This window comes from Aeoliella straminimaris (assembly GCF_024054565.1).
GTDB classification, from domain to species: Bacteria; Planctomycetota; Planctomycetia; order Pirellulales; family Lacipirellulaceae; genus Aeoliella; species Aeoliella straminimaris.
Genome location: NZ_JAMXLR010000043.1, coordinates 117,819 through 140,002 on the forward strand (window position 1 = coordinate 117,819; position 22,184 = coordinate 140,002).

Annotated in this window: 19 protein-coding genes; 5 read left to right on the top strand and 14 right to left on the bottom strand. The window is 60.3% G+C overall.

Annotated features, from left to right (window positions below):
- Positions 1-51: 51 nt before the first annotated feature.
- The 3 genes from groL (NG895_RS13475) to groL (NG895_RS13485) all read right to left on the bottom strand — a co-directional run bounded on the left by groL (NG895_RS13475) (position 52) and on the right by groL (NG895_RS13485) (position 3,881).
- Entirely contained in the window at positions 52-1,671 is a 1,620-nt protein-coding gene (gene groL / locus NG895_RS13475) for a chaperonin GroEL (RefSeq protein ID WP_341871457.1), read from the bottom strand.
- Positions 1,672-1,742: 71 nt separating this feature from the next.
- Entirely contained in the window at positions 1,743-2,042 is a 300-nt protein-coding gene (gene groES, locus NG895_RS13480; RefSeq protein ID WP_252853026.1) for a co-chaperone GroES, read from the bottom strand.
- Between the two features lie 141 nt (positions 2,043-2,183).
- Complete coding sequence (gene groL / locus NG895_RS13485; protein ID WP_261360949.1) at positions 2,184-3,881, bottom strand: chaperonin GroEL; 1,698 nt, start codon at positions 3,879-3,881, stop codon at positions 2,184-2,186.
- A gap of 323 nt (positions 3,882-4,204) precedes the next feature.
- Between groL (NG895_RS13485) and NG895_RS13490 the strand changes: the two genes are divergently transcribed.
- Positions 4,205-4,630 carry a hypothetical protein gene (locus NG895_RS13490; RefSeq protein WP_252853028.1) on the top strand — a complete coding sequence of 142 codons (426 nt, stop codon included), beginning with the start codon at positions 4,205-4,207 and terminating at the stop codon, positions 4,628-4,630.
- Positions 4,631-5,169: 539 nt separating this feature from the next.
- Here NG895_RS13490 and NG895_RS13495 read toward each other — a convergent pair.
- Positions 5,170-6,336 carry a S1C family serine protease gene (locus NG895_RS13495; RefSeq protein ID WP_252853029.1) on the bottom strand — a complete coding sequence of 389 codons (1,167 nt, stop codon included), beginning with the start codon at positions 6,334-6,336 and terminating at the stop codon, positions 5,170-5,172.
- Positions 6,337-6,512: 176 nt separating this feature from the next.
- Complete coding sequence (msrB, locus tag NG895_RS13500) at positions 6,513-7,226, bottom strand: peptide-methionine (R)-S-oxide reductase MsrB (protein ID WP_252853030.1); 714 nt, start codon at positions 7,224-7,226, stop codon at positions 6,513-6,515.
- A 312-nt stretch (positions 7,227-7,538) separates the two neighbouring features.
- Here msrB and NG895_RS13505 point away from each other — a divergent pair, with 312 nt between their 5' ends.
- Both NG895_RS13505 and NG895_RS13510 read left to right on the top strand, forming a co-directional pair.
- On the top strand, positions 7,539-9,143 hold the full coding sequence (locus NG895_RS13505) for a DUF1598 domain-containing protein (RefSeq protein ID WP_252853031.1): 1,605 nt from the start codon (positions 7,539-7,541) through the stop codon (positions 9,141-9,143).
- A 22-nt stretch (positions 9,144-9,165) separates the two neighbouring features.
- A complete protein-coding gene (locus tag NG895_RS13510; protein ID WP_252853032.1) occupies positions 9,166-9,651 on the top strand; it encodes a DinB family protein in 486 nt (161 codons plus the stop codon).
- Here NG895_RS13510 and NG895_RS13515 read toward each other — a convergent pair.
- Positions 9,644-10,756 (bottom strand): FAD:protein FMN transferase, encoded by a 1,113-nt coding sequence (locus tag NG895_RS13515; protein WP_252853033.1) that lies wholly within the window; start codon positions 10,754-10,756, stop codon positions 9,644-9,646. The two genes, NG895_RS13510 and NG895_RS13515, sit on opposite strands and share 8 nt — an antisense overlap.
- Positions 10,757-10,859: 103 nt before the next feature.
- Between NG895_RS13515 and glmM the strand changes: the two genes are divergently transcribed.
- The gene (gene glmM, locus NG895_RS13520; RefSeq protein ID WP_252853034.1) at positions 10,860-12,206 is read left to right on the top strand and encodes a phosphoglucosamine mutase; all 1,347 of its coding nucleotides are present in this window, start codon (positions 10,860-10,862) and stop codon (positions 12,204-12,206) included.
- On the top strand, positions 12,203-12,568 hold the full coding sequence (locus NG895_RS13525) for a hypothetical protein (RefSeq protein WP_252853035.1): 366 nt from the start codon (positions 12,203-12,205) through the stop codon (positions 12,566-12,568). The genes glmM and NG895_RS13525 overlap by 4 nt, the downstream gene beginning before the upstream one ends.
- Positions 12,569-12,575: 7 nt before the next feature.
- Here the strand turns inward: NG895_RS13525 and NG895_RS13530 are convergent, their stop codons facing one another.
- From NG895_RS13530 to rpsB, 8 genes are all read right to left on the bottom strand, one after another.
- The gene (locus NG895_RS13530; RefSeq protein WP_252853036.1) at positions 12,576-13,211 is read right to left on the bottom strand and encodes an exopolysaccharide biosynthesis protein; all 636 of its coding nucleotides are present in this window, start codon (positions 13,209-13,211) and stop codon (positions 12,576-12,578) included.
- Positions 13,212-13,275: 64 nt separating this feature from the next.
- On the bottom strand, positions 13,276-14,658 hold the full coding sequence (gene pgk, locus NG895_RS13535) for a phosphoglycerate kinase (RefSeq protein WP_252853037.1): 1,383 nt from the start codon (positions 14,656-14,658) through the stop codon (positions 13,276-13,278).
- 224 nt (positions 14,659-14,882) lie between these two features.
- Positions 14,883-16,817, bottom strand: a complete 1,935-nt coding sequence (locus tag NG895_RS13540) for a peptidylprolyl isomerase (protein ID WP_252853038.1) — start codon at positions 16,815-16,817, stop codon at positions 14,883-14,885.
- Between the two features lie 160 nt (positions 16,818-16,977).
- Positions 16,978-17,715, bottom strand: a complete 738-nt coding sequence (locus NG895_RS13545) for a GumC domain-containing protein (RefSeq protein WP_252853039.1) — start codon at positions 17,713-17,715, stop codon at positions 16,978-16,980.
- A 19-nt stretch (positions 17,716-17,734) separates the two neighbouring features.
- Positions 17,735-18,295, bottom strand: coding sequence for a ribosome recycling factor (gene frr / locus NG895_RS13550; protein WP_252853040.1), 561 nt, complete (start codon positions 18,293-18,295; stop codon positions 17,735-17,737).
- 242 nt (positions 18,296-18,537) lie between these two features.
- Complete coding sequence (gene pyrH / locus NG895_RS13555) at positions 18,538-19,260, bottom strand: UMP kinase (RefSeq protein WP_252853041.1); 723 nt, start codon at positions 19,258-19,260, stop codon at positions 18,538-18,540.
- A gap of 194 nt (positions 19,261-19,454) precedes the next feature.
- Entirely contained in the window at positions 19,455-20,318 is an 864-nt protein-coding gene (gene tsf / locus NG895_RS13560; RefSeq protein WP_252853042.1) for a translation elongation factor Ts, read from the bottom strand.
- 133 nt (positions 20,319-20,451) lie between these two features.
- Positions 20,452-21,225 (bottom strand): 30S ribosomal protein S2, encoded by a 774-nt coding sequence (rpsB, locus tag NG895_RS13565; protein ID WP_252853043.1) that lies wholly within the window; start codon positions 21,223-21,225, stop codon positions 20,452-20,454.
- Between the last annotated feature and the right edge of the window lie 959 nt (positions 21,226-22,184).

Sequence of the window (22,184 nt, forward strand, 5' to 3'; positions counted from 1 at the left end):
TGAGTGCGAGTGGCCCGGCGGTGAACTTGCGAACTACTCACTTCAGTCGATCTAACGAATCGATCCAACGACGGCTTTCTTATCGTCGTCCTTCGAGTCGAAGTTCGTGACCAAAGCTTCGGTCGTGAGGATTAGGCCGGCAATGCTGGCGGCATTCGACAGGGCGGTCTTTACCACCTTCGTGGGGTCGATCACGCCAGCCTTCATCATGTCGGTGTACTCGCCAGCGTTGGCGTCGTAGCCCTGGTTGAAAGCCTTCTGCGATACTTCGTCGGCCACCACGCTACCAGGCAGGCCGCCATTGTCGGCGATCTGCTTCAGCGGGGCATCCAACACGCCCAGCACAATGTCGACGCCGATCTTCTCGTCGCCTTTCGCACCGCTACGGGCCGCTTCGACCGCCTCGCGGCAGCGAATCAGGGCCACGCCGCCACCCGGCAGAATGCCCTCTTCCACAGCAGCGCGGGTAGCGTGCAGGGCGTCTTCGACGCGGGCTTTCTTCTGCTTCATGTCGGCTTCACTATTGGCGCCAACCGACACGATGGCCACACCGCCGGTGAGCTTGGCGAGACGCTCCTGCAACTTCTCACGATCGTAGTCGCTGGTGCTGTTCTCGATGCTCTTGCGAATCTGATCGATCCGCTTCTGCACGTCGGCGTTCGAACCCGCACCCTGGACGATGGTGGTCGAGTCCTTGGTGACGGTGATCTTCTTGGCCCGGCCGAGCTGTTCGAGCGTGATGCTCTCGAGCTTCTGGCCCAGGTCCTCGGAAATCACGGTACCGCCGGTCAGCGTGGCGATGTCGCCCAGCATGGCCTTGCGGCGATCGCCGAAGCCAGGAGCCTTCACGGCAGCCACGTTCAGGATTCCACGCAGCTTGTTCACCACCAAGGCGGCCAGGGCTTCGCCCTCGACGTCTTCGGCGATGATCACGAGCGGCTTGCCCTTCTGGCTCACTTGCTCGAGGATCGGCAACAGCTCACGCAAGTTGCTGATCTTCTTCTCGTGGATCAGGATGTAGGCATCCTCGATGGCCGCCGACATGGTGGCCGGCTCGTTGATGAAGTACGGCGACAGGTAGCCCTTGTCGAACTGCATGCCCTCGACGAACTCGAGTGTCGTCTCCGTGCTCTTGCCTTCTTCGACCGTGATCACGCCGTCCTTGCCGACCTTCTCCATCGCTTCGGACAGCAGGTCGCCGATCTCGCGATCGTTGTTAGCGCTGATGGCGCCAACCTGGGCGATCTCTTCCTTGCTGGAGACCTTCTTGCTCTTCGAGTCGAGGAACTCGCAAGCGGCGTTCACCGCACGCTCGATACCACGACGCACGGCCGTGGGATTGCTGCCGGCCACGATGTTGCGAGCGCCTTCCTTCAGGATGGCACGGGCCAGCACGGTGGCGGTGGTGGTACCGTCGCCAGCAAGCGACGAGGTCTTGTCGGCCACTTCGTGCACGAGCTTGGCGCCCATGTTCTCGAAGGGGTCTTCCAGTTCCACTTCCTTGCTGACGGTCACGCCATCCTTGGTGACAGTGGGGCCACCAAACGATTTGTTGATGATCACGTTGCGGCCGGTCGGGCCCATCGTTATGGCCACGGCGTCGGCCAGTTTGTCGACACCTTTGAGCATCTTGGCTCGTGCGGCGTCGTCGAACATGAGTTGTTTAGCCACGGGATTGATCCTTTGTGGGTTATGAATTCGTGAAATGGGTAACGAAGCGAAACACTGCTAAACGGGCCGCGTTAGCTCGTTACCTTCGCGAGGATGTCACTCTCCCGCAGAATCTTGTACTCTTCGCCGTTCACTTCGACTTCCGATCCACCGTACTTGCCGTAGATCACTTCGTCGCCAACCGCAATCGATAGTTCGCCACGCTTGCCACTGTCGAGCAGCTTGCCGCCGCCGACCGCCACGACCTTGCCCCGCTGAGGCTTCTCGCGAGCCGCATCCGGCAGCACGATGCCGCCGGCGGTCATCTCCTCGGCCTCGAGCGGATGCACTACCACACGATCGTCCAAAGGACGCAAATTGATCTTTGCCATGATTATTTCCTTTTATTTGAATTGGTTTTGAATGTCGGAGCCGAGCTCTCGGCCGGTTATTGGCTATTAGCTGTATGCCGTTGGCCAAACCTTGCGATTCCAGGCTTAGAGCCTTAAGCCCACGGCCAACGGCCTTCTTGATTACATCATGCCGGGCATGCCACCCATGCCGCCCATGCCCATTCCAGGCATGCCGCCCATGCCACCCATTCCGCCCATGCCACCCATACCGTGGTCATGGTGATCGTGGCCACCGGTTTCCTCTTCCTCAACGGGAATCTCGGTTACCAGCGAATCGGTCGTGAGCAACAAGGCAGCGACGCTCGCGGCGTTCTGCAAAGCGGTCTTCACCACGCGAGCCGGATCGATCACGCCGGCGGCAACCAGGTCGGTGTACTCGTCCTTGTCGGCGTTGTAACCTTCGGTCTTGCCCTTCAAGCGGCGAACGCGGTTCACCACCACGGCGCCGTCGGTGCCGGCGTTCTCAGCGATATAACGCAGCGGGTACTCGAGCACGGCTTTAACGATTTCGACGCCGTGTTGTTCGTCGCCTTCCAGCTTCAGCTTCTCGAGCGCCTTTTCGCTCCGCAGCAGCGCCACACCACCACCAGGAACAATGCCTTCCTGCAGTGCGGCGTGCGTTGCGGCCCGAGCATCGTCGAACAGAGCCTTACGCTCTTTCATCTCGCTCTCGGTTGCGGCACCACACTTGATTTCAGCCACACCGCCGGCCAGCTTGGCCAGACGTTCCTGCAGCTTCTCGCGATCGTAATCGCTATCGGTGGCTTCGATCTCGCGGCGAATCTGATCGGCCCGGGCGTCGATGGCTTCCTTCTTTCCAGCCCCACTGACGATGGTCGTATTATCGCCGGTGATGATCACCTTCTTGGCCTTGCCCAGATCGGAAATCTGCACGGCATCGAGCTTGATGCCCAGGTCCTTGAAGATGGCGTTGGCGCCAGTCAGCGTGGCGATGTCGCCCAGCATGGCCTTACGTCGATCGCCGTAGCCAGGTGCCTTCACGGCACACACATTCACAATGCCCCGCATCTTGTTCACCACCAGCGTGGCCAGGGCTTCGCCCTCGATGTCTTCGGCGATGATCAAGAGCGGCTTGTTGGCCTTGCTCACTGCTTCAAGCAGCGGCACCATGTTCTTGGCGTTGGAGATTTTCTCTTCGAACACCAGGATGTGACAGTTCTCGAGCTCGGCCGACATCTCGTCTTCGTTCGTGACGAAGTGAGGCGACAGGTAGCCGCGGTCGAACTGCATGCCCTCGACCACCTCGACGGTGGTCTCGTTGCCACGACCTTCGTCGACGGTGATCACACCGTTCTTGCCCACTTTGGCGAAGGCGTCGGCCAACACCGAACCGATGGAAGGATCGTTGTTGCCAGCGATCGTAGCGATCTGCTGCAGACGCTTCTTGTCCTTCACGTCCAGCGGTTCGGCCATTTTGACGATCGACTCGCTCACCGCCTCCACGGCCTTGGCAATGCCGCGTCCCAGGGCCATGGCATCGGCTCCGGCGGCGATCATCTTCAGGCCTTCGCGGAAGATCCCCTCGGCCAGCACGGTGGCCGTGGTGGTGCCGTCGCCAGCGACGTCGTTGGTCTTGCTGGCGGCCTCCTTCACGAGTTGGGCACCCAGGTTCTCGTACGGGTCGTCCAGCTCGATGTCCTCGGCGACGGTTACGCCGTCCTTGGTCACCTTGGGCGAACCCCAGCCCTTGTCGAGCACTGCGTTGCGGCCGCGGGGGCCGAGCGTGCTGCGGACTGCACGGGCTAGCTTCGAGACGCCAGCCGCCAGGGGTCGGCGGGCTTCGTCGTCAAACACCATTTGCTTTGCCACTGTCGAAACTCCTTTGTTTGGTCAGTTGTCGGTGGTCGGTTGTCAGATATTCGTAGAAAGCCGGGAATTACGCCTTCCCCTCTCTGGGAGGGAACTCGCCCGACTGGATTGGCAGACCGTAGGCGTCGGCCCCTGCTTCATGCAAGCAGCGTGCCAACGCAAAGAAAGGCCAAGAAACGCGGCGTTCGCGGGCATTTTACGGGCATCCCGCCCACGGCCGATAGGGCCGGGTGCCAATTTGGCAGAGCAGCATGGAGTGGCGAACCAGGGTTTCCCGCCACTCGGAAGCCGGAAGCCGGTATAATCGCTGCATGAAATTCTCCCTCCGCACGCTGCTGGTCGCCGCACTGCTGATCTCGGTTGCCTGCGCACTACTGGCCAGTCGGTCAGAGTATGGCAGTACGATCACTCAAGCCGCCTACCAATTCAGTCTGCTCGCGGCATTGGTGGCTACGATCTATCGCAGCGGAGCCCAGCGCGCTTTTTGGATTGGGTACTCGATCTTCGGTTGGGGAAGGCTGTGGCTCGAAATGGATCCTGTACGTCGCTATGGCGTCAGTATCCACGAGTTTCTGTACGGCGAAGTTCCCACCGAAGGGGTTGCGGCAATTCACCATCAAGAGTTGATGTATCGCTTCCTCCGCACCTTGGCGAACCTCGAGTCAATCGTTATCGCGCTGCTCGGTGGGTGCCTGGCAGCGTTTCTCTATCGCAGGCGGGAGAAGGCCAACCGCTGACCCCATGTGCAGTTAGCCCTGCTTAAGCCCAGCTGGCCGTTGTAAGAGAATTGCTGTCGAAACTCACCTGGTCTGTTGATCTAATGGAAGTGCCCAGGGGTTTGGGTATGGCTGGTTCTTTGGCAATTTGGCGCGACGAATAACGGTGACACGCAGGGCCTCCGGCATGCGTTGCAGAAAACCACAACCGGGACGCGTGCCTTCCCATGCGATCCCACCCCGACGACAAAGAGTTTTGTCCCACTTGTCGCGAAACATGGGGCAAAACTCTACCGGTCTTTAAATCGACGCATTCCGTAACTCCAAGTTGTAGCTGAAGTTACGGCCGTGCGTTGATCCTGCGCTTCACGAGTTTTGGTCCCATGAATCGTTTTCGCTATCGTGGCGCTGGGACAAAACCGCAAGTTGTTGGCAGCAGACCGGTTACGTCGACAGGATTTGGGCACACAGTACCAAAACGAAAACACGCCTGCCGGCAGTTGCCAGCAGGCGTGTTGCGGGATGGGTTGTGTAGTGGAAGGCAGCAGGTTGTGACGTCCTCAGCCTTCGCCCAGCGTCATCTTCACATCCTGCTCGCGCCCGTTTCGCATGATCGTCAGGTTCACGGTCTGGCCAGGGTTGTAGCTGTCCATGATCGCCAGGAAGTCGCTGGCGGTTTCGACCTTTTTGCCATCGACAGCCACCAGCCAGTCGCCCCGCGAAACATCGGAAGTTCGCGACTTGTAAACGGTGTTACCCTGTCGGTAGATCTCCAACTGCACAATCGCCTGCAGTCCCGCCTTGTCGGCCGGACCACCAGGGCGAATGGCTTCGATCTTCACTCCGCGGTCGGTGTACTCGCGCAGGCCGAGGATCCCGTGATCGGGGCGAATGATGCGGCCATGCTCGATCAATTCGGGCACGATGGCCGAGATACGGTTGGCAGGGATGGCGAAGCCGACACCGGTGTTCTGCCCGGTGCGAGTGGCGATGGCCACGTTCATACCCACCATGCGTGCGTGCGAGTCGAGCAGCGGACCACCCGAATTACCGGGATTCATCGCCGCATCGGTCTGCACCAGCGACTTCATCTCACGACCGGTGCGCCCTTCGATCGAACGGTTCAGGCTGGAGATAATGCCCTTGGTGAGCGAGCCTTCCAGACCGAAGGGATTGCCCAAAGCGTAGACCTGCTGGCCGACCCGCAGTCCATCGCTGCGTCCGAGTTCCAGGGGATACAATTCACCGCTGGGCGCTTCGATCTTGAGTACCGCGACGTCATGCTCGCGATCCTGCCCCACAAGATCGGCCGGGTAAGTCTGTCCACTGGCAAGGGTCACTTCGATGGAGCGTGCGTTCTCGATCACATGGGCATTCGTGAGAATGTGCCCCTGCTTGTCGAGCACCGACCCCGATCCGGAGCCGGCCCCCTGCATGCGGCGCATGAAGAAGGGGTCGACCTGTTCGGTCTGAGTATCAATGTTCACGACGCTGCGATTAGCAACTTCGTAGACACGAATGTTGGCCAACTCCTCGGGCGTCAGTTCCACGGGCGCTGGTGACCGACTGGGGAAGGTCGATTGGGAGTTGGCCGCCACGGTCTGTGTGGGGGTGGCCATCGACTGGGCCTGCACCTGGGTCTCCAGGGCTTCGCGGTGCAGATACAGCAGAGTGGCCATCACACCAGCCAGCATCCACACGGCGGGTAGCAAATATCGTTTTGTCATCGCAATATCCGTATGTTTGAGAGTTGACATAAGCGCGTAGGCTGCCACAGCAACCTCGCATGCTTTGGTATTACGGAACAATGATGCCAATCGTTCACACGGCGAACGAATTGAGGGTCAGCGCACGGCAACACCTCAAGCATCGCCGATACCCATGTAGAAACTTACAGCGACGACTAGTCCTCGGCTTCCACTGTCTTGGCCTCAGCTGTCTTGGCCTCCGCCGGTTTGACTTCATCCGATTTTTCTTTGGCAGGCTCTTGCGGCTTGTCGGATGCGGCTTCTGCTTTGGCATCGCCACGCTCTGCCAACTTGCCTTTCGGAATGAAGTCGAGCGACACGCTATTGATACAGTATCGCTGGCCGGTAGGCTGGTCGGGAGCGTCCTGGAACACATGGCCCAGGTGACCGTCGCACCGCGCACAAGTTACTTCGACCCGTACCATGCCGTGCGAGTAGTCGGGAGTTTGTACAACACGATCTCCCGCCTTGGCGGCGTAGAATGCGGGCCAGCCGCAACCGCTGTTGAACTTGGTATCCGATTCGAACAGTACGAGCCCACACGCAGCACAGGCATATGCTCCGGCCTCGAAGTGCTCGTCGTACTTGCCGGTGAATCGCCGCTCGGTACCTTTCTGGCGGAGTACCTGGTACTCCTGTCTGGTGAGCTCCTTTCTCCACTGCCGTTCGGTCTTTTTGACTTTCTCAATCAGCTTCTTGTCCTCTACCGATTTCTCGTCTGAGGACTTGGGTTCAGAGGGCTTGGAGTCAGGCATGGTGTTGCGTTCGTCGACGATGGGATGAACGGGAAGAGTCGCGGTGGGGGGCATCTTGGCTTCGCAGCCAACGAGCAGGGCGACTAAAGGCAGGTAGATTACGTAGTTTCTCATGGCTTTTTAGCTTAGCACCTGGGAAAACGTAGAGGTAGATCTTCATAAAACGCTACGCTGCAAGCCCCCAGTTGGCAAGCCCGATTGGGCCATTCTGACGGTTTGCACACGGGATTTTCCGCTCCGCGGTTTGCATCCCCCGTACCGCAGCGATACCGTTAGGAGTAGCTGCGAAGCTGGCCCCCGGACGTAAGTGTCGGCCTCATTTGGCGTTACCAGGGGCGGCTTGGGGAATAAACTGCGACACTTTAGTCGAAGGGGCTGCCGAACAGGTCGATCGACTGTCGGTTTCACCCAGCCAAGGAGCGAGGTATGTCTACAACTCGTGCTACCGCCCAACTGCTTTCGCTGATCTTCCTCGCGGTGGTGCTGCAGCCTTTCGCCAGCGCCCAGCCAAACGCATTCATTCCTGGCATCAACGGTCCAGGCGGTGGCGGTGCCTTGTTCCCGCCTCTAGGTGGACAGCAAGGTGGTCAGGGCTTCGGCCAGACAGGCCAACAAAATCAGGGGAACGCCTTTGGCGGCGCGCAGAACGCCGACTTCGATTCGCTGATGGACCTGATTATTTCCACCGTGGCATCCGACTCCTGGGTGGAGAACGGTGGTCCCGAAGCCGAGATTCGTCCGTTTCCCAACGGGGTGTGGGTCGACGCCGCGGGTCTGCTGCAAGAATACGAGTCGCAAGGCAAGATCGAACTCACCTCGCTGCGAGCGCCGGCCGTTCCCTCCGAAGTGGCTTCGGAGAACCCACGAGAGCCTGCCAAACTGCGGTGCGTGTCCTTACCCCGACTGGAAGCCGCCATCTATTTCAACATGCGAGACAGTAAGCCACTCGACGAATCGATGCTGGCGCTCGCAGGACTGAGGCGCGTAGAGTACGTCTTCGTTTATCCCGAGTTGGGCGACGTAGTGCTGGCCGGCCCCGCGGGCGATTGGCGGCTCGACTCGCAGCACCGTTTGGTCTCGACCGAAGATGGCACGCCTGTCGTCCGGCTCGACGATCTGCTGACACTCTTGCGTCGCGAACGATCGAACGACCACAAGGCGTTTGGGTGTTCGATTACCCCCCGCCAGGACAATCTGGCCTCCACGCAAGAGTTCCTGCAACAATCGGCGACTAAACCACTGAAGCCCGGCCGCAGGGCGCGGGAAAAGTGGCTGGAAGAACTGCGTAGCACCATGGGCCGGCAAGACATCGAGGTATTCGGGCTCGATCCCGGCACCCATGCCGCCCATGTGCTGGTGAAGGCCGATCACCACATGAAACGAATCGGCATCGGCCTGGAGGATGGCACGCCCGGCGTGGAGAGCTACCTCGATACGATTGTCCGCGAAAAGCAGGGCGAGCAACCGCTTAATGTGCTCCGCTGGTGGTTTTCGGCCAATTATAAAGGTGTTGCCCGCAACTCCGATGGCTCGGCCTACGAATTGTCGGGCCAGGGCGTGGAGGTGCTGAGTGAGAACGAGATGCTCACCAAACGCGGCGAGCGGATTCATACCGGGCAAGCGGACGACGCTACCCAGCAGTTCGCGCATCAGTTCACCAACGAGTTTGGCGAACTGGCCAAGAAGTATCCGGTGTACGGCGAGCTGCGCAACCTGTTCGACTTGGCCATCGTGGCCGCGATGCTAGACTCGCAGGACTTGTACGCCACGGCCGGCTGGCAGCCCCTGCTCTTCCTGGATGCGGACCACCTGCCACTGCCGAAGTACTTCGCGCCGCGCGAAGTGGATACCATTCTCAATCACCGACTGGTCGACAAGACCAAGGTGCTAGCCGCCGTGAGCGGCGGCGTTTGGGTCGACAGCCAAGGCGTGTTGGCTCAGCACGTCGAACCAAGTGAGAAACTGGACTACCACCGCAATCAAGCGCCACCCGAGCTGACCGCCGGTCAGTGGTGGTGGGATTTAGAGTAACGACAACACCACCCGAGGCGAGATGTTCCAGCGCGAAACACACCTGAATCAGTTCCTGATGGGCTACCTCGATAAAGTCGTAGCCGACATTCCCAACGACCGCATCGCCGAGCGGGGCGCCGGTGGTGGACACCCACCCGTGTGGATCCTGGGCCACCTGGCAATTGTCGGGGAAATGGGGCAGATGCTACTGGGTGGCGCGCTCGAGCATCCCGAGTGGTTTCCCATCTTCGGACCGGGTTCCAGCGACGAAGTGCAGGGGGCGGACCGGTTTTCCAAGAACGAGCTGATACAGGTGATCCACACCGCCTATCCCAAAGTCTGCGAGTTGGCTGCCGCCACGCCGCCAGAGCGACTTGAGCAACCGCACGGATTCGAGCTCTTGAACGACACGGCTATCAGCACGGTTGGCGACCTCACCACTCATGGGCTGACGGCTCACTTTGCATTCCACCTCGCACAGCTTTCCGCGTGGCGACGTGCGGATGGCAAAGGTCCGATTATGTAGCTGGCGAGCTCTCGCCCAAGTTGTAAGTCCGCAGGCGAACCTCCCCCGGCCGCTCGGCAGGAAGGACCAGTACTGCTTGAACCTCGGGGTGGGCCGCACAGTACGTGGCCACCTGCTCTTCGCCCATTACGTAGAACGCCGTCGACAAAGCGTCTGCCAACGCCGCGGTCGGCGCGGTTACCGTGGCCGAGTGCATGGCCTCGGCAGGCCAGCCGGTACGAGGGTCGATCAAGTGCCCGTACCGCCGTCCGCCGAGCACAAACGACTGCGTTGCCGAACCGGAGGTTGACAGCGCCTGGTCTACCAGCACGAACTCGGCGACCACCTGCTGCGGCCGCAGTGGGTGACGCAATCGGACCGTCCAGCCACGTTCGCCAGTTCGATGGCCACGGGCCAGCAGAGAACTCCGCCCTCCGTGCATCGAGAAGTTCTCGACTCCTTCATCTGACATCAGCTCCGCCGCTCGATCCAGGGCATAACCTTTGCCGATGCTGTTCAGGTTGATCTCAATTTCCGGCTTCTCGAAGTGAATGGCGCCGCGCTGCCTATCCAGTTTCACATGTTGCCAACCAACCTGTTTGCGAGCCGCTTCGATCTGTTCGTCGCTGGGCAGCCGTCCCCGCCGGCGATCGAAACCCCACGCTCGCGAGAGGGGGCCACCGGTGATGTCGAACGCCCCTTGGGTTTCGTGATACAGCCGGTCGGCAACCACCAGCACTTCGAATAACCGGGGTTCCACCTCCACCCAATCGCTGCCGGCCTGGTAGTTGATGTCGATCACTTCGCTCGACTCGCGATACACGGTCATCTGCGTTTCAAGTTCGTCCACTAGATCGAGCGCCCGCATGGCTGAGCCCGACTGAGTCGACTCACGGGCGCGGTCGGCGTTCAGTCGCACTTCAAAATCGCAGGCCATGGCCCGTCGCCGGAGCGAAACGACATAGCTGGCCGCCTGTGAGGCCTCGGTGGTAAGTTGGGCGGGCACCAGGGCGTCGGCAAATTCTGCCACCTGTCCCGCCACGCGCAGCAGGGCGTCACCCGCCACTTGGCCTGCGGAGCGTCCCGTGAGAAAATCGCGTCGATGGGAGGAACGTTTTTCACTCATCCCCACATTATAGGCACCCACCGGTTGTAGAGGCACCAACAGCCGGCTTGTAGCAACGTCCCCCTGCCCTGTGGTGCCGGAACTCGAACGGTCAGACGGTCGCATGTCTCAGCTCATCATCAGTGTTTCTGGACTTCGTGGCATTGTGGGCGAGACGCTCACGCCCGACTTGGCGGCTCGTTATCTGGGGGCCTTCGCCACGGGACTGCCCCGCGGCCCCGTAATGCTCTCCTACGATGGCCGCTCCACGGGGCCGATGCTTACGCAGGCTGCGCGAGCGGCCCTGGTAGCGACCGGACACATGGTGATCGACGCCGGACCGTGTGCCACGCCGACGACGGGCGTGCTCGTCCGCCACTATCACTGTGTGGGGGGGGTGCAGATCTCTGCCAGCCACAATCCTGCCGAATACAACGGCATCAAGCTGTTCGGTCCCGATGGTCGCGTGATCCCAGCCGACGAAGGGGAGCATGTTCGCCGGCGGTTCGAAACCAACGAACTTCAATGGGCGACCTACGACGAAGTTGGCGAGATCGAGGAATTGGCCGACGCCACCAGTGCCCACTGGGATTTGATTGAACCGTTGGTAGACGTTCAGCGCATACGCTCGCATCGGTTCCGGGTGCTGTTGGATTCGAATCACGGCGCGGGAGGCGTCCTCGGGAGTCACGTCCTGGAGAAGCTTGGCTGCGAGGTGATTCACCTCGGCGCCGAACCCACCGGCAAGTTCCTGCACACGCCCGAACCCACAGCCGAGAACCTGCAAGAGGTGTGTAAGCTTGCGGCCAAAGAGAAGGTCGCCATCGCCTTTTGCCAGGACCCCGATGCCGACCGGCTGGCCATCATCGACGAGAACGGAAGATACGTCGGCGAGGAGTACACGCTGGCCCTGGCCGTCGATCATGTCTTGCGACAAACACCTGGCCCCGTGGTGACCAACTGTTCGACCAGTCGAATGACCCAGGACCTGGCCGAGAAGTACGGCGTGCCCTACCATCGCTCGGCAGTGGGCGAGGCCAATGTCGTTGACAAAATGCTGCACGAAGAGGCCGTGATCGGGGGCGAAGGCAACGGCGGCGTTATCCATCCAAAGGTAGTTGGTGTACGTGACAGCATGGTTGGCATGGCCCTGATGCTCGACGCCATGGCCGAGCGGGACCTCCCCATCAGCGGACTGGTGGACGAACTGCCCAGCTATGCCATCCACAAGGCCAAGGTTGCCATGCCGGCCGACGCCGTATCGACCGCCACGTTCAAGCTCGAAGCCCACTTCCATTCGGCCAAACCCGACCTGATGGACGGCTTGCGACTCGATTGGAACGACCGCTGGCTCCTGGTGCGAGCCAGCAACACCGAGCCAATCGTCCGCATCTTCGCCGAAGCCCCCACGGCCCATGAGGCGAAACAGCTGTGCGACGAAGCGGCCACCGTGATGAAGCAAGTGCTATGAACCGCCGCATGCGCTTCTCGACCAAGACCCTCATCTTCGCCGTGGGGGTGGTATCGATATTACTCGCGGCCACTCGATTTTGCTTGGTCCGCTGGCCGCAAGCTACGCAATCGTTCCTTGTTGGAGCCGCTGCGTGGGCACTGATGGAGGGCATCTGGCGAGGCACTTCTCACCATGGCCTGCCACATAATACGGGTCGGATCGTTGGTTTCTCACTGCTGGGAATGATCCTGATGGTAGCGACCAGGCTCGCTCCATCGTTGCCAATTGCCATCGCAGGGCTATCGGCGGGCGGGCTTACCTCGTTGCTGATGCATTGCTGGGGAACACGAGTACTAAGTTGGGCCGGGGTCAAAGGCTGAACCTTGCCTACGAACCAAAGAACCCGCCCACCCTTTCTACCAGTTGGGGCAGCTTGTAGAGCAGGTAACCGATGCCGCCGGCCGAGATAGCGATTCCAAGCAGTCCCAATAGGCCATCGCGCGATGTGATCGCCAACCCCAGAAACAGAATCGCGGCGGCAGGCACGGCGGCCAATCCGGGCAAAAGCTCTGCCGGGGGCATCATCAGCGCGAGCAGAATGCATAGCCCAGCAATTACATGCTCCATCGGACCTTCGACCAGCACCTGGATTCGCTTGCCCAAGAACCCGTCGACCCATTTGGCCCACGGGCGGCTCTTTTCGGCGGCTTTGAGCACCTTGTCCCGCTTGACACTGCGTTCGCCTATGAAATCGGGCACCCACGGATGGGAGCGGCCAACCAGATACTGACCGGCGATCAGAATCACTATCAGCCCCATGGTCGTCGGGACACCAGGAATCATCCCCAAGGGTGGTGCGAGCGCAACCAGCGCAGGCAGGATCAACAAAGGACCGAAGGTACGACCCTCGAAGGCATCAAGGGCTTCGCGTACCGTGACGGTATCGTCTTCGTCCTTAGCCTTATTTTCAAATTGGTCGACGACCTCTGAGAGGCCCTCGGGCGATCCATCGGCTGCTGGCATCGCTTAGCTCCTGGGTGAGGAAGGGGGGACATCACTACAGAAGCAAGTGGTATGCCAACGGCGATTACTTGGCCGCCAGACGGAGCGCCACCAGATAGGGCACCGGCTCGCTACCCAAGGCGTTGAGCACTGTGCCACCCGCAGTGAATGTGTGGGTCACCCAGTCGGGCTCGCCATACTTCTCCAGTGCTTTGCCACCCTCGCCACCGCCGACGTACACCTCGACACCGGCCTGCTTCATCCGCTTGAGCTCGGGAATCCAAGCCTTGGTGCCGGTTTCGAAACGGGGATCCTCGAACACGCCAAACACGCCATTGTGAAAGGCGACGGCCCCGGCTCCGTGTTTCTCGATAAAAGCTCCTACCGCGTCGTGGAACTGTTCGATCGACTTCGGACCGATGTCGAGCGCCTGATCCGTGGGCGCAAGCTCGTCAACCGGCTCGCCATCCTGCTTAATCGCGTCGCACGGAACGGTGAACGTGATCCCCTTGTCCCGGCCATCGGAAACGATCTCCCGAGCCTGGGCAATGCGGTCGTCGGGAATGAACCACGGCTCGCCCTTGTTAGCCTGATCTTCCGCGGCGCCGAGCGAGACCGGCACATCGTCCAGTTGTCCAATCGCCTTGCGAATGGCCATCGCCAAGCTGCCCGAGGCGAAGATCTGCTTGATCGAACCACGGGCGATCATCGCTTCCATATCGTCCAGCTTGTCGATCTTGATGCCGCTAAACACGGCCAGCGTGGCCTGCAGGCACTTCTGCATCGGACCATCGAACTCGCCCGCGGCATACTTGCCGAGCGCCACCTTCTCCATGGCGGCAGGCACCACCACGCTCGAGGCGTCGAGCGAACCGGCGCTGAACGCTTCGTGCACGTACACGGTGCCGATCTTCTCGGCACATTCGCTAGCGAATTTCGCCAGTTTGGGGGCTAATTCAGGGAGGTCCTCTTTTTTGGCTTTCCAGAGCACTCGCTCGATGTCGTACTTGCGTGTGTTCTCCAGCACGATCACCCCGCCGGGTTCCATGGCCGCGATAGCCTGGGTGACCGCGGGCTTGATCGTCAGGGTCTCTTCATCCAGCCAGTCCCCCACGAGCGGCACTTCGCAGCCCAGCAGCGCACCAATTCGCTCGGCAACCTTGTCGAGGCTCTTCTCCGGATCGCGGCCGATATGGCCGAGGATTACCTGCTTCCACCCTCGCTCCTGACCGTACTTCAGCGTGTCGACCATCGAACGCAGGCGAATGTCGCCCTTGCCGATGGCATCGCCCGGCTTCGCATCTGTATCCCCACGCACCAGCACTACGGTGCCGCTTGGTACGTCGGCCAGCGAGTCCATCCGGGGAACGGCCTTCAGGTAATCCTGCAGTGTCAGGTCGGGGGCAGCCGCTCGGCCACCCACTACGGTCTCGCACCAAGATTGCATATCGGCGGGGCTAATGGACATAGAGGGCTCCTTTGTGGTCTCGGGCGATGTATGAGGGGCGAGCGGCGCACCGGCTGCTCGCAGTGGTGATGCACTTGGATGCGCCGATTGTATAGCGCTATGGCCCGAGGCGCGAAGGTGCCCGAAAACGCGCTCAATTCTGCCAGTACATAGCACGAGCCGCGACCTTCTCCAGGGAATGTCGCGGCTCGGCAGGTTCGAAATTGTCAGCTTGCGCCACCGGCTCAGCGTCGCTGGGCCGAGGCGGGTTGCACTGCGGTGTCGCGACGCGGCATGGTGCCGGCACGCTGCTGACGCACCTCGTCAGGAACGGGCGCCTGGGTAGTGCCCGCCAGGTAGTTGTCGACGCGAGCGTTGCGGTAGATCTCGTCGTACCGTTTGCCCATCGCTACGCGAATCTTCTTTTCCATGATGTCCTGCAACAGGATGTCGCGGACCGCCTCGAGCTCGATCTTCTTCGGCTCGGTCCGTCCTTCGTACTTGAGCACGACGAACTTGTCGCCCAACTGCACGATGCGAGGCGGATCGTTCTCGGTCAGCTCAAACGCGACCTGCTCGAGCTGAGGTTGGCCACCGTGCAACCGAATCGGCGGCACCTCGCCTCGCAAGGCTTTGCTGGTGGGCTCGATGGAGTACTCCGCAGCCAGGTCGCCGAAGTAGTCCATCGACGGATTGGCACGGGCCTTTTCCCAAACCTCCTGGGCACGTCGCATGTTAGCCAACACAATGGCTCGGCAGCGGACCCGCACGCCGTAGTTGGCGTCGTAGCTTTTCTTCAAATCTTCCTGAGTCACCTGCACCTGGCCAGCGGTGAGTTTCTTCAGTGCGGCACTCGGCCAGACCGAATCGCGAACGTACAGTTTATAGCTGATGTCCTGCTCTTCAGTAGTCTGCTTAACCCACCTCTGGATGTCAGGCCGACCCTGCTCATCCACCACACCCGCCAGCTTCGCGGCGTGAGCGATCTCCGCATTCAAGTCCTCTTGCGAAACGGTCTTGCCGGCACGCTTCAATGCCTGCTCCAGCAGCTTGTGCCCGATCTCCACGTTCAACACTTCCGGCCCATGGCGGAGCATGGACTCCTTGCTGAGTTCCTCCAGAGTCACCTTGTCGCCGTTCACCAAGGCCACCACACCGGGCATCCGTTGGCTGAGCTGGGGGTCGTTGAACACGTTCTGAATCGTAGCGGCGTCTTGGAATTCCTTGAACTTGTCGTTGGCCACCTTGCGGAGCTTCTCGTCGCGGATGCTCTCCTCCAGCATGGTCCGGACCGAGTTGAAGTCCACCTCGCGAGGAGGGTTACGGCCTTCGCACTTCAGGATGGCAAACTGGTCGCCAATCGGAATGATCTGCGAGATCTGTCCTGGCTTCAACGCAAACGCTGCCTGCTCGATGCCGGGGTCGCCGACGAAGCGACGAATCGGTTGAATTAGTCCGCCGATCGGAGCGCTGTTCACATCAATCGAATCGCTCAGCGCCAGCCGGGCGAAGTCGTCCGGGTTTGCCAGTAGCTGCTTGTGCAGGTCCTGGGCTTTCTGTCCGTTGGCCACGACGATGATGCGTACCCGCACGCTCTCGCCGTATTTGCTCTCGTAGTCCTTCCTCAGCTCCTCCTCGGTGACAACCATGTCCGCTGCAACCAGCTTCCGCAGTGCCAGGGTGGGCCAAAGGATGTCGCGTTTGTATTGCTCTTCGGTGACACCTGTCTTGTCTTCCAGCAGGTTCGTCAGCAGTTCGCGGGTCAGTTTGAAGTTCTGGGCCATGCGATCCAGCTCGTCTTCAACTTCCTGCTGAGTGATCGTGATTCCCCGCTTCTGGCAGTGGTGCTGAATCAGCTTCTTGTTGACCATTGCCTCGAGTACTTCTTCGCCGTACCGTTCGGCACACGCCCGCTCCAGGTCGCGGCGGCTGATGTCCGCGCCGTTGACGATGGCCATCACGTCGTGCTGAGGCGGCTTGTAGGGCTTGGTTGCCGACGCGGGCTTCACGTTCGCATCGGCCTTCGGGGCGGTTTGGGCTTCCGCCTCGGCGGCGCCCATGAATTGCCGACCTACCAACACAGCGGTCAGGACGACAGCCATGCTGGCAATCATCCACGTCCAGCGACGCGGGTTTTGGTGGACGGGCGAGTTGTTCTCTGTCGACTTCCGGCGGGTCATGATGGTTTCTCCGTAAACCAATAGTGACGGCGGGCGAGGCGCGGCGGCTCGAGCGATCGAATGCCCGAGATATCGCGCGCACGTTGATTTCTGGGGGCGCGGAAATTAGCAGCCCGAGCATGCGCCAGCAAGAGGAGTTCCTCAGAGGTGCTAGCACGGCTCAGTCGGATTCAACGTAAGCCCGCCCGGCCGGCTGGATCGAGTCGCGGGAAGTGCTCGGGTCCAGCAGAATATCCTGCCGCTGGATGGCCAGCGCCAACTCCTTGCAGGCCTGTGAGTGCACTTCGATTTCATCCCGTCGCAGCCGCAGCTCGGGGTTGTTCGGCGACGATTCTCCCAGTTCTGTCTCCAGACGCTCGATCTCACCGAGCTTCTGCGCCAGATCGGCGAGGTGCTTTTGGTACGTCTGTTTCAGCGAGTCTCGAATCTTTACCTGCTCGAACCGGCTAGCCCTTACATACTCTTCCATGTAGGCGTCGCAAATGGCATTCAAGATGGTCACCAGATCGGCTTCATGGACCTGGAGGCCTTTCAGTTCGACTTCCATCACCTCGCTGTCGCCATCGAATTCGGCACTCAGATGGTCATCGAGCCACTGCTGCGGATCATCAACGGTCGTGAGGAACGTCTGGGCAACGCTCAAATCCGCCAGTGCGGCGTGAATCACCCTGGGCGACTTTAACATGGCACATGCGGTCGCACGGTTAGCTCGAACTGCCGAGTCTGTCGGAGGAGGCACCTCCGGCAGCAGCAGTTGATGTAATGTTGACTGATGACTGCCAACTATAAACTCGGCCTTGGCCGTTACCGATTTAGGCTGCACCCACCACGCCAGCCCTACTGCCAGCAACGCCATGATCACCAGCAGACTGATAATCCGAAATCGAAAGAACCGCATGCCCACCCCTTAGCGTTGCTCATTCGTCCATCACCTCGGCTTCTTTGGCCTTGGCAGCAGCATCGACTTCACCTTCGTACTTTTTAGTCAGTTCCTGCACTTCGTCTTTGACGGTGTCGCGAATGTCTTCACCGATCTCCTTGTCCTTTGCTCCCTGATCGAGCGCCTTGTTGGCGTCGCGGCGGACGTTGCGGATGGCAATCTTTGCTTCTTCAGACAGCTCCTTCGTACGAGCGACCATCTTCTTGCGCACGTCACCCGACAGCGGCGGGATGTTCAGGCGAATCACTTTGCCGTCGTTCTGAGGCGCCAGACCCAGGTCGCTGGCAATGATGCCCTTCTCGATGTCTTTCATCACCGAAGGATCGAACGGGCGAATTACCAACTGCTGTGGCTCGGGCGCGCTGACGCTGGCAATCTGCTTCAGCGGCGTGGGCGAACCGTACGCGTCGATTCGCAGCGAGTCGACCAAACCGGGAGTCGCCCGACCGGTACGAATACCGGTCAAGTCGTTCTTCAGCTTGGCCACCGCCTTCTCCATCCGCTCTTCAGCGTCCATGGTGACTTCGTCGATTTCCATGATTAGCTCCTTGTCAGTTTCGGGGCACAGCGGACGGAATTCGACGCGGATTGTCACGGATCAATACGGATCGACGCGGATCCGAAGACTGCAATCGCCGAACGTCACTCGAGGATTCCTGCGGCCGCCTCGCCTTTCTTCAATGCTGAATTTAAGTGCTGCAATTGAAAACACTCGATCCGCGAAGATCCGCCTGAATCAGCGAAAATCCGCGACTAATTACAGCGGTGGTAGTTTACTTCTTAGCACCCAACACGAGTGCCCAGCGTTTCGCCGCGCACCGCACGTTCAATGTTGCCGTCCGTGCGGTAGTTGAATACCAGGATCGGCAGGTTGTGTTCCATGCAGTGGGCGATCGCCGTGGGATCCATCACGCGGAGGCCCTGCTCTTGCACTTTGGCGTAGGTCAGCTCGTGGTACAGTTCGGCGTCGGGGTCCTTCTCTGGATCGGCCGTATAGACGCCATCCACGCGGGTGGCCTTCATCAGGATGTCGGCATCCAGTTCCAGGGCTTTCTGTGCGGCGGCCGTGTCGGTGGTAACAAACGGTGCGCCGGTGCCGGCGGCCAGGATTACGATGCGTCCCTTCTCCAAGTGACGCTTCGCGCGGCGGCGGATGAAGGGCTCGGCCACGCCATCCATCTTAATGGCACTCATCAGGCGAGTCTCGCAGCCAAGCGATTCCAGCGCGTCCTGCAGCGCGAGGCCGTTAATCACGGTGGCCAGCATGCCCATGTAGTGAGCTGTCGCTTCGTGAATGGTGCTGTTGCCCGCGGTGAACTGGGCACCTCGCAGGATGTTGCCGCCACCGATGACGATGGCGATCTCGACGCCCTGCTCTTTGGCTTTGATGGTCTGGCGGGCGATGTGGACCACTTCGGGCATGCTGATGCCACGCTCGCCGGGGGGGGCAAAACTCTCGCCGGAAAGCTTCAGGATCAGCCGCTTGTATTTTGGTTCGGACATGGGCTCTGGCTGCAATTGTTTGGTGGTTCTACGTCAAACGAATCTTTCCGTCCCGGCGATGTCGCTGTGACAAGAATTGTAACAAAACTCGTCGATCGTCAGGACGAGAAGTTCGGCTTGACGAGACGGTGCTGCCCCCACATCCCCATAAAAAAGCCCCCGCCGTTTTCGGCGGGGGCTTCGTGTTACTTGGCTTAGCTGGCTGTTGCCGGCTCGGCCTCGGCGGCCGAGGTTTCGCCCACTTTCCAGAGCGTGAAACCTTTGACCTTCATGCCGGCACTCTTGGCAATGGCTGCCACCGTTTGTTTGTCGTCCTTCACAAACGGCTGCTCTTCCAGCACGTGCTCGGCGTAGAAGTTACGCATGCGGCCTTCGATCATCTTCTCAATGATGTTCTCGGGCTTACCTTCGCTGCGAGCACGCTCAATCTGGATTTGCTTCTCGGCGTCGACCAAGGCAGCATCCAGTTCGTCCTTCGTGGCAGCCTTCGGCTTCATCGCCGCGACGTGCATGCTGATGTCCTTGGCCATGTCGGCGTCGCCACCTTCGACCTCCAGCAGCACACCTGTCTTGGCGTCGTGATGCACGTAGCCACCACACGGACCGTCAATCCGCAGGATGCGAGGCAGGCGGAACACTTCGCGAATCTTGTTCACGATGTCGTCCCGCACTTCCTTCAACGTCTGGCCGGGCTTGCTGGGCGAGGGCTGCTCCCACAGCTCCTCGGGCGTCGCGGCGCCGGGGCCGGTGGCCAACTGCTTGGCCAGGTCGTTCGCCAGGGCGATGACCTCTTCGTTGCCGGCTACGGGAGCCGACTCGACCTGCAGTTCGATAATGGCGCCGGGGCCCTTTTCAACATCGGTGTAGATGGCGATGCGTCCCTCTTCGGTGGAGCGATCACCCCGACCATCGATGAACTTGGCACCTTCTTCGCGAAGCGCCTTCTTGGCGGCTTCCATGTCGCCGCCGGCATCTTGAAGGGCCTTCTTGCATTTCATCATCGGAAGCTGCGTCTGCTCACGCAGTTCCTTCACCATGGCGGCGGTAATATCGGCCATTGGTCTGGTTGCCTCCTGGGTTTACTCGCCCGTGGGCGAGGTTGATTGCTTTAGAGTGGTAGCCGGAGGCACACCTGCCTCCGCGAATCGTACGATGGAGCGCGACCAACGGTCGCGGCTTTGTGATGTTTGCTTAAGCGTCGGCGGCGGCCTTCTCGGCGGCTTCCTGCTCGGCGGTGGGAGCCGGGGCATCGCTACCTTCGCGCTGTTGCTGCGAGTCGATGGCAGCTTGCGTCTTGCCGGCAGCAATGGCGTCGGACAGCAGCTTGGTGATCAATTCGATCGAACGCATGCTATCGTCGTTACCGGGGATCGGCAGGTCGACTTTGTCGGGGTCGCAGTCGGTGTCGATCAGAGCCACCGTGGCGATTCCCAAAGCCTGGGCTTCGCGAACGGCGTTCTTCTCTTTCTTGGGGTCGACCACTACCAGGCACTCGGGCAGTCGGCTCATGGTCCGCATGCCGTTCAGGTTGCGGTACATCTTGCGGTACTCGCGATTCAGCGACGACTGCATCTTCTTCGAGTAAGCGTTGAACTCTTCGCTGTTCTTCAGCGTCTCGAGTTCTTCCAGACGCGTCATGCGATTGCGAATGGTGCGGAAGTTGGTGAGCGTGCCACCCAACCAGCGGTCGTTCACGTAAGGCATGCCGCACCGCGAAGCCTCGCGCTCGACGGCCTCGGCCGCCTGTCGCTTGGTGCCGACGAACAGGATCAGACCGTTGCGGCTGGAGACCTGTTGCAGGTACTTCTTGGCTCGCAGCAGACCGCGGATGGTCTCGCGAACGTCGATGATGTGAATCAGGTTCTTGCGGGCGTAGATGTACGGCCGCATCTTGGGGTTCCAGCGGCTGGCGCGGTGGCCGTAGTGAACGCCGGCTTCCACCAACTCAGTAACAAGGGTCGACACGTGGTTGTCTCCAATTGGGGGCACACCGGCTAAGTCCCATCGGCACTTTGGCACCCCCAACCTGAGGGGCTGCCTGCGGCCTACCGGGCGTCCGGCGTTAGGTCGTTACTCGGCCTGGATTTACGTACGCTCCCCACGCGGGCCGATCGTCGTGGCGAGCCTTGTAAGCTATCCGAGCAGCCGGCCAAGGTCAATTGCCGACCGCCCCCTGGAGTTTTGGGCCCACGTTTTGGGCCAACTCTAAATACATGGTCCCAAAACCATCCACATCACGAGGCCGCGATATGCCGTAAATCTTTTTCAGCAAACCACTTACAACTCTTATCGACACCCAAACCCCCACGAGTTTTCCCCAGCGGCTTACCGCAGGTGAGATAAACGATCTCAGGACTGAAGTCGCACTACCGCCTGCCGCCCACCGCTCGCAGCCACCATTAGATCAAATCGGCGGGCGAGTTCCACGGCGAATTCTGGACAGGCATTCCCCACGTCCGCCGCGCGTTTCGCAGCAAACGCGAGACAACATCCTGAGTATTACCCCTGGAAGACAAAGCGCATACGGCGCCCAAGTTCGTCGCCTATTTCGGTTCGGCAGTGCCGCGCCGAGGCACCGATGAAACCGGGCCTATGTTGCCAAGGAGATCTGCACCGCGGGGAATTGCGGAATGGTAGACTTCGACCGCTAGGCGACTGCGGGAGGTGTCTTTACTAAGCGGACACCACTGCAGGTTGGCAATGGTCGCATACTGCTGGTGTTGGTGCAGCTTCGTTCTGATGAAGCAACTTGCAAATCACAGCGGTCGTGACACCTCGGAAGGTCGCGTGGATACACGCTGACGTTGGCAGCACCGCAGTACGACTGCTCCCACAAGCAGGCTGATGGTAATCACCGCCGCTGATTCTATGAAAGCGGCGGCCAAAAGAGTTGGATAGTGTTCTTTTGGACCAAACTCCATCAA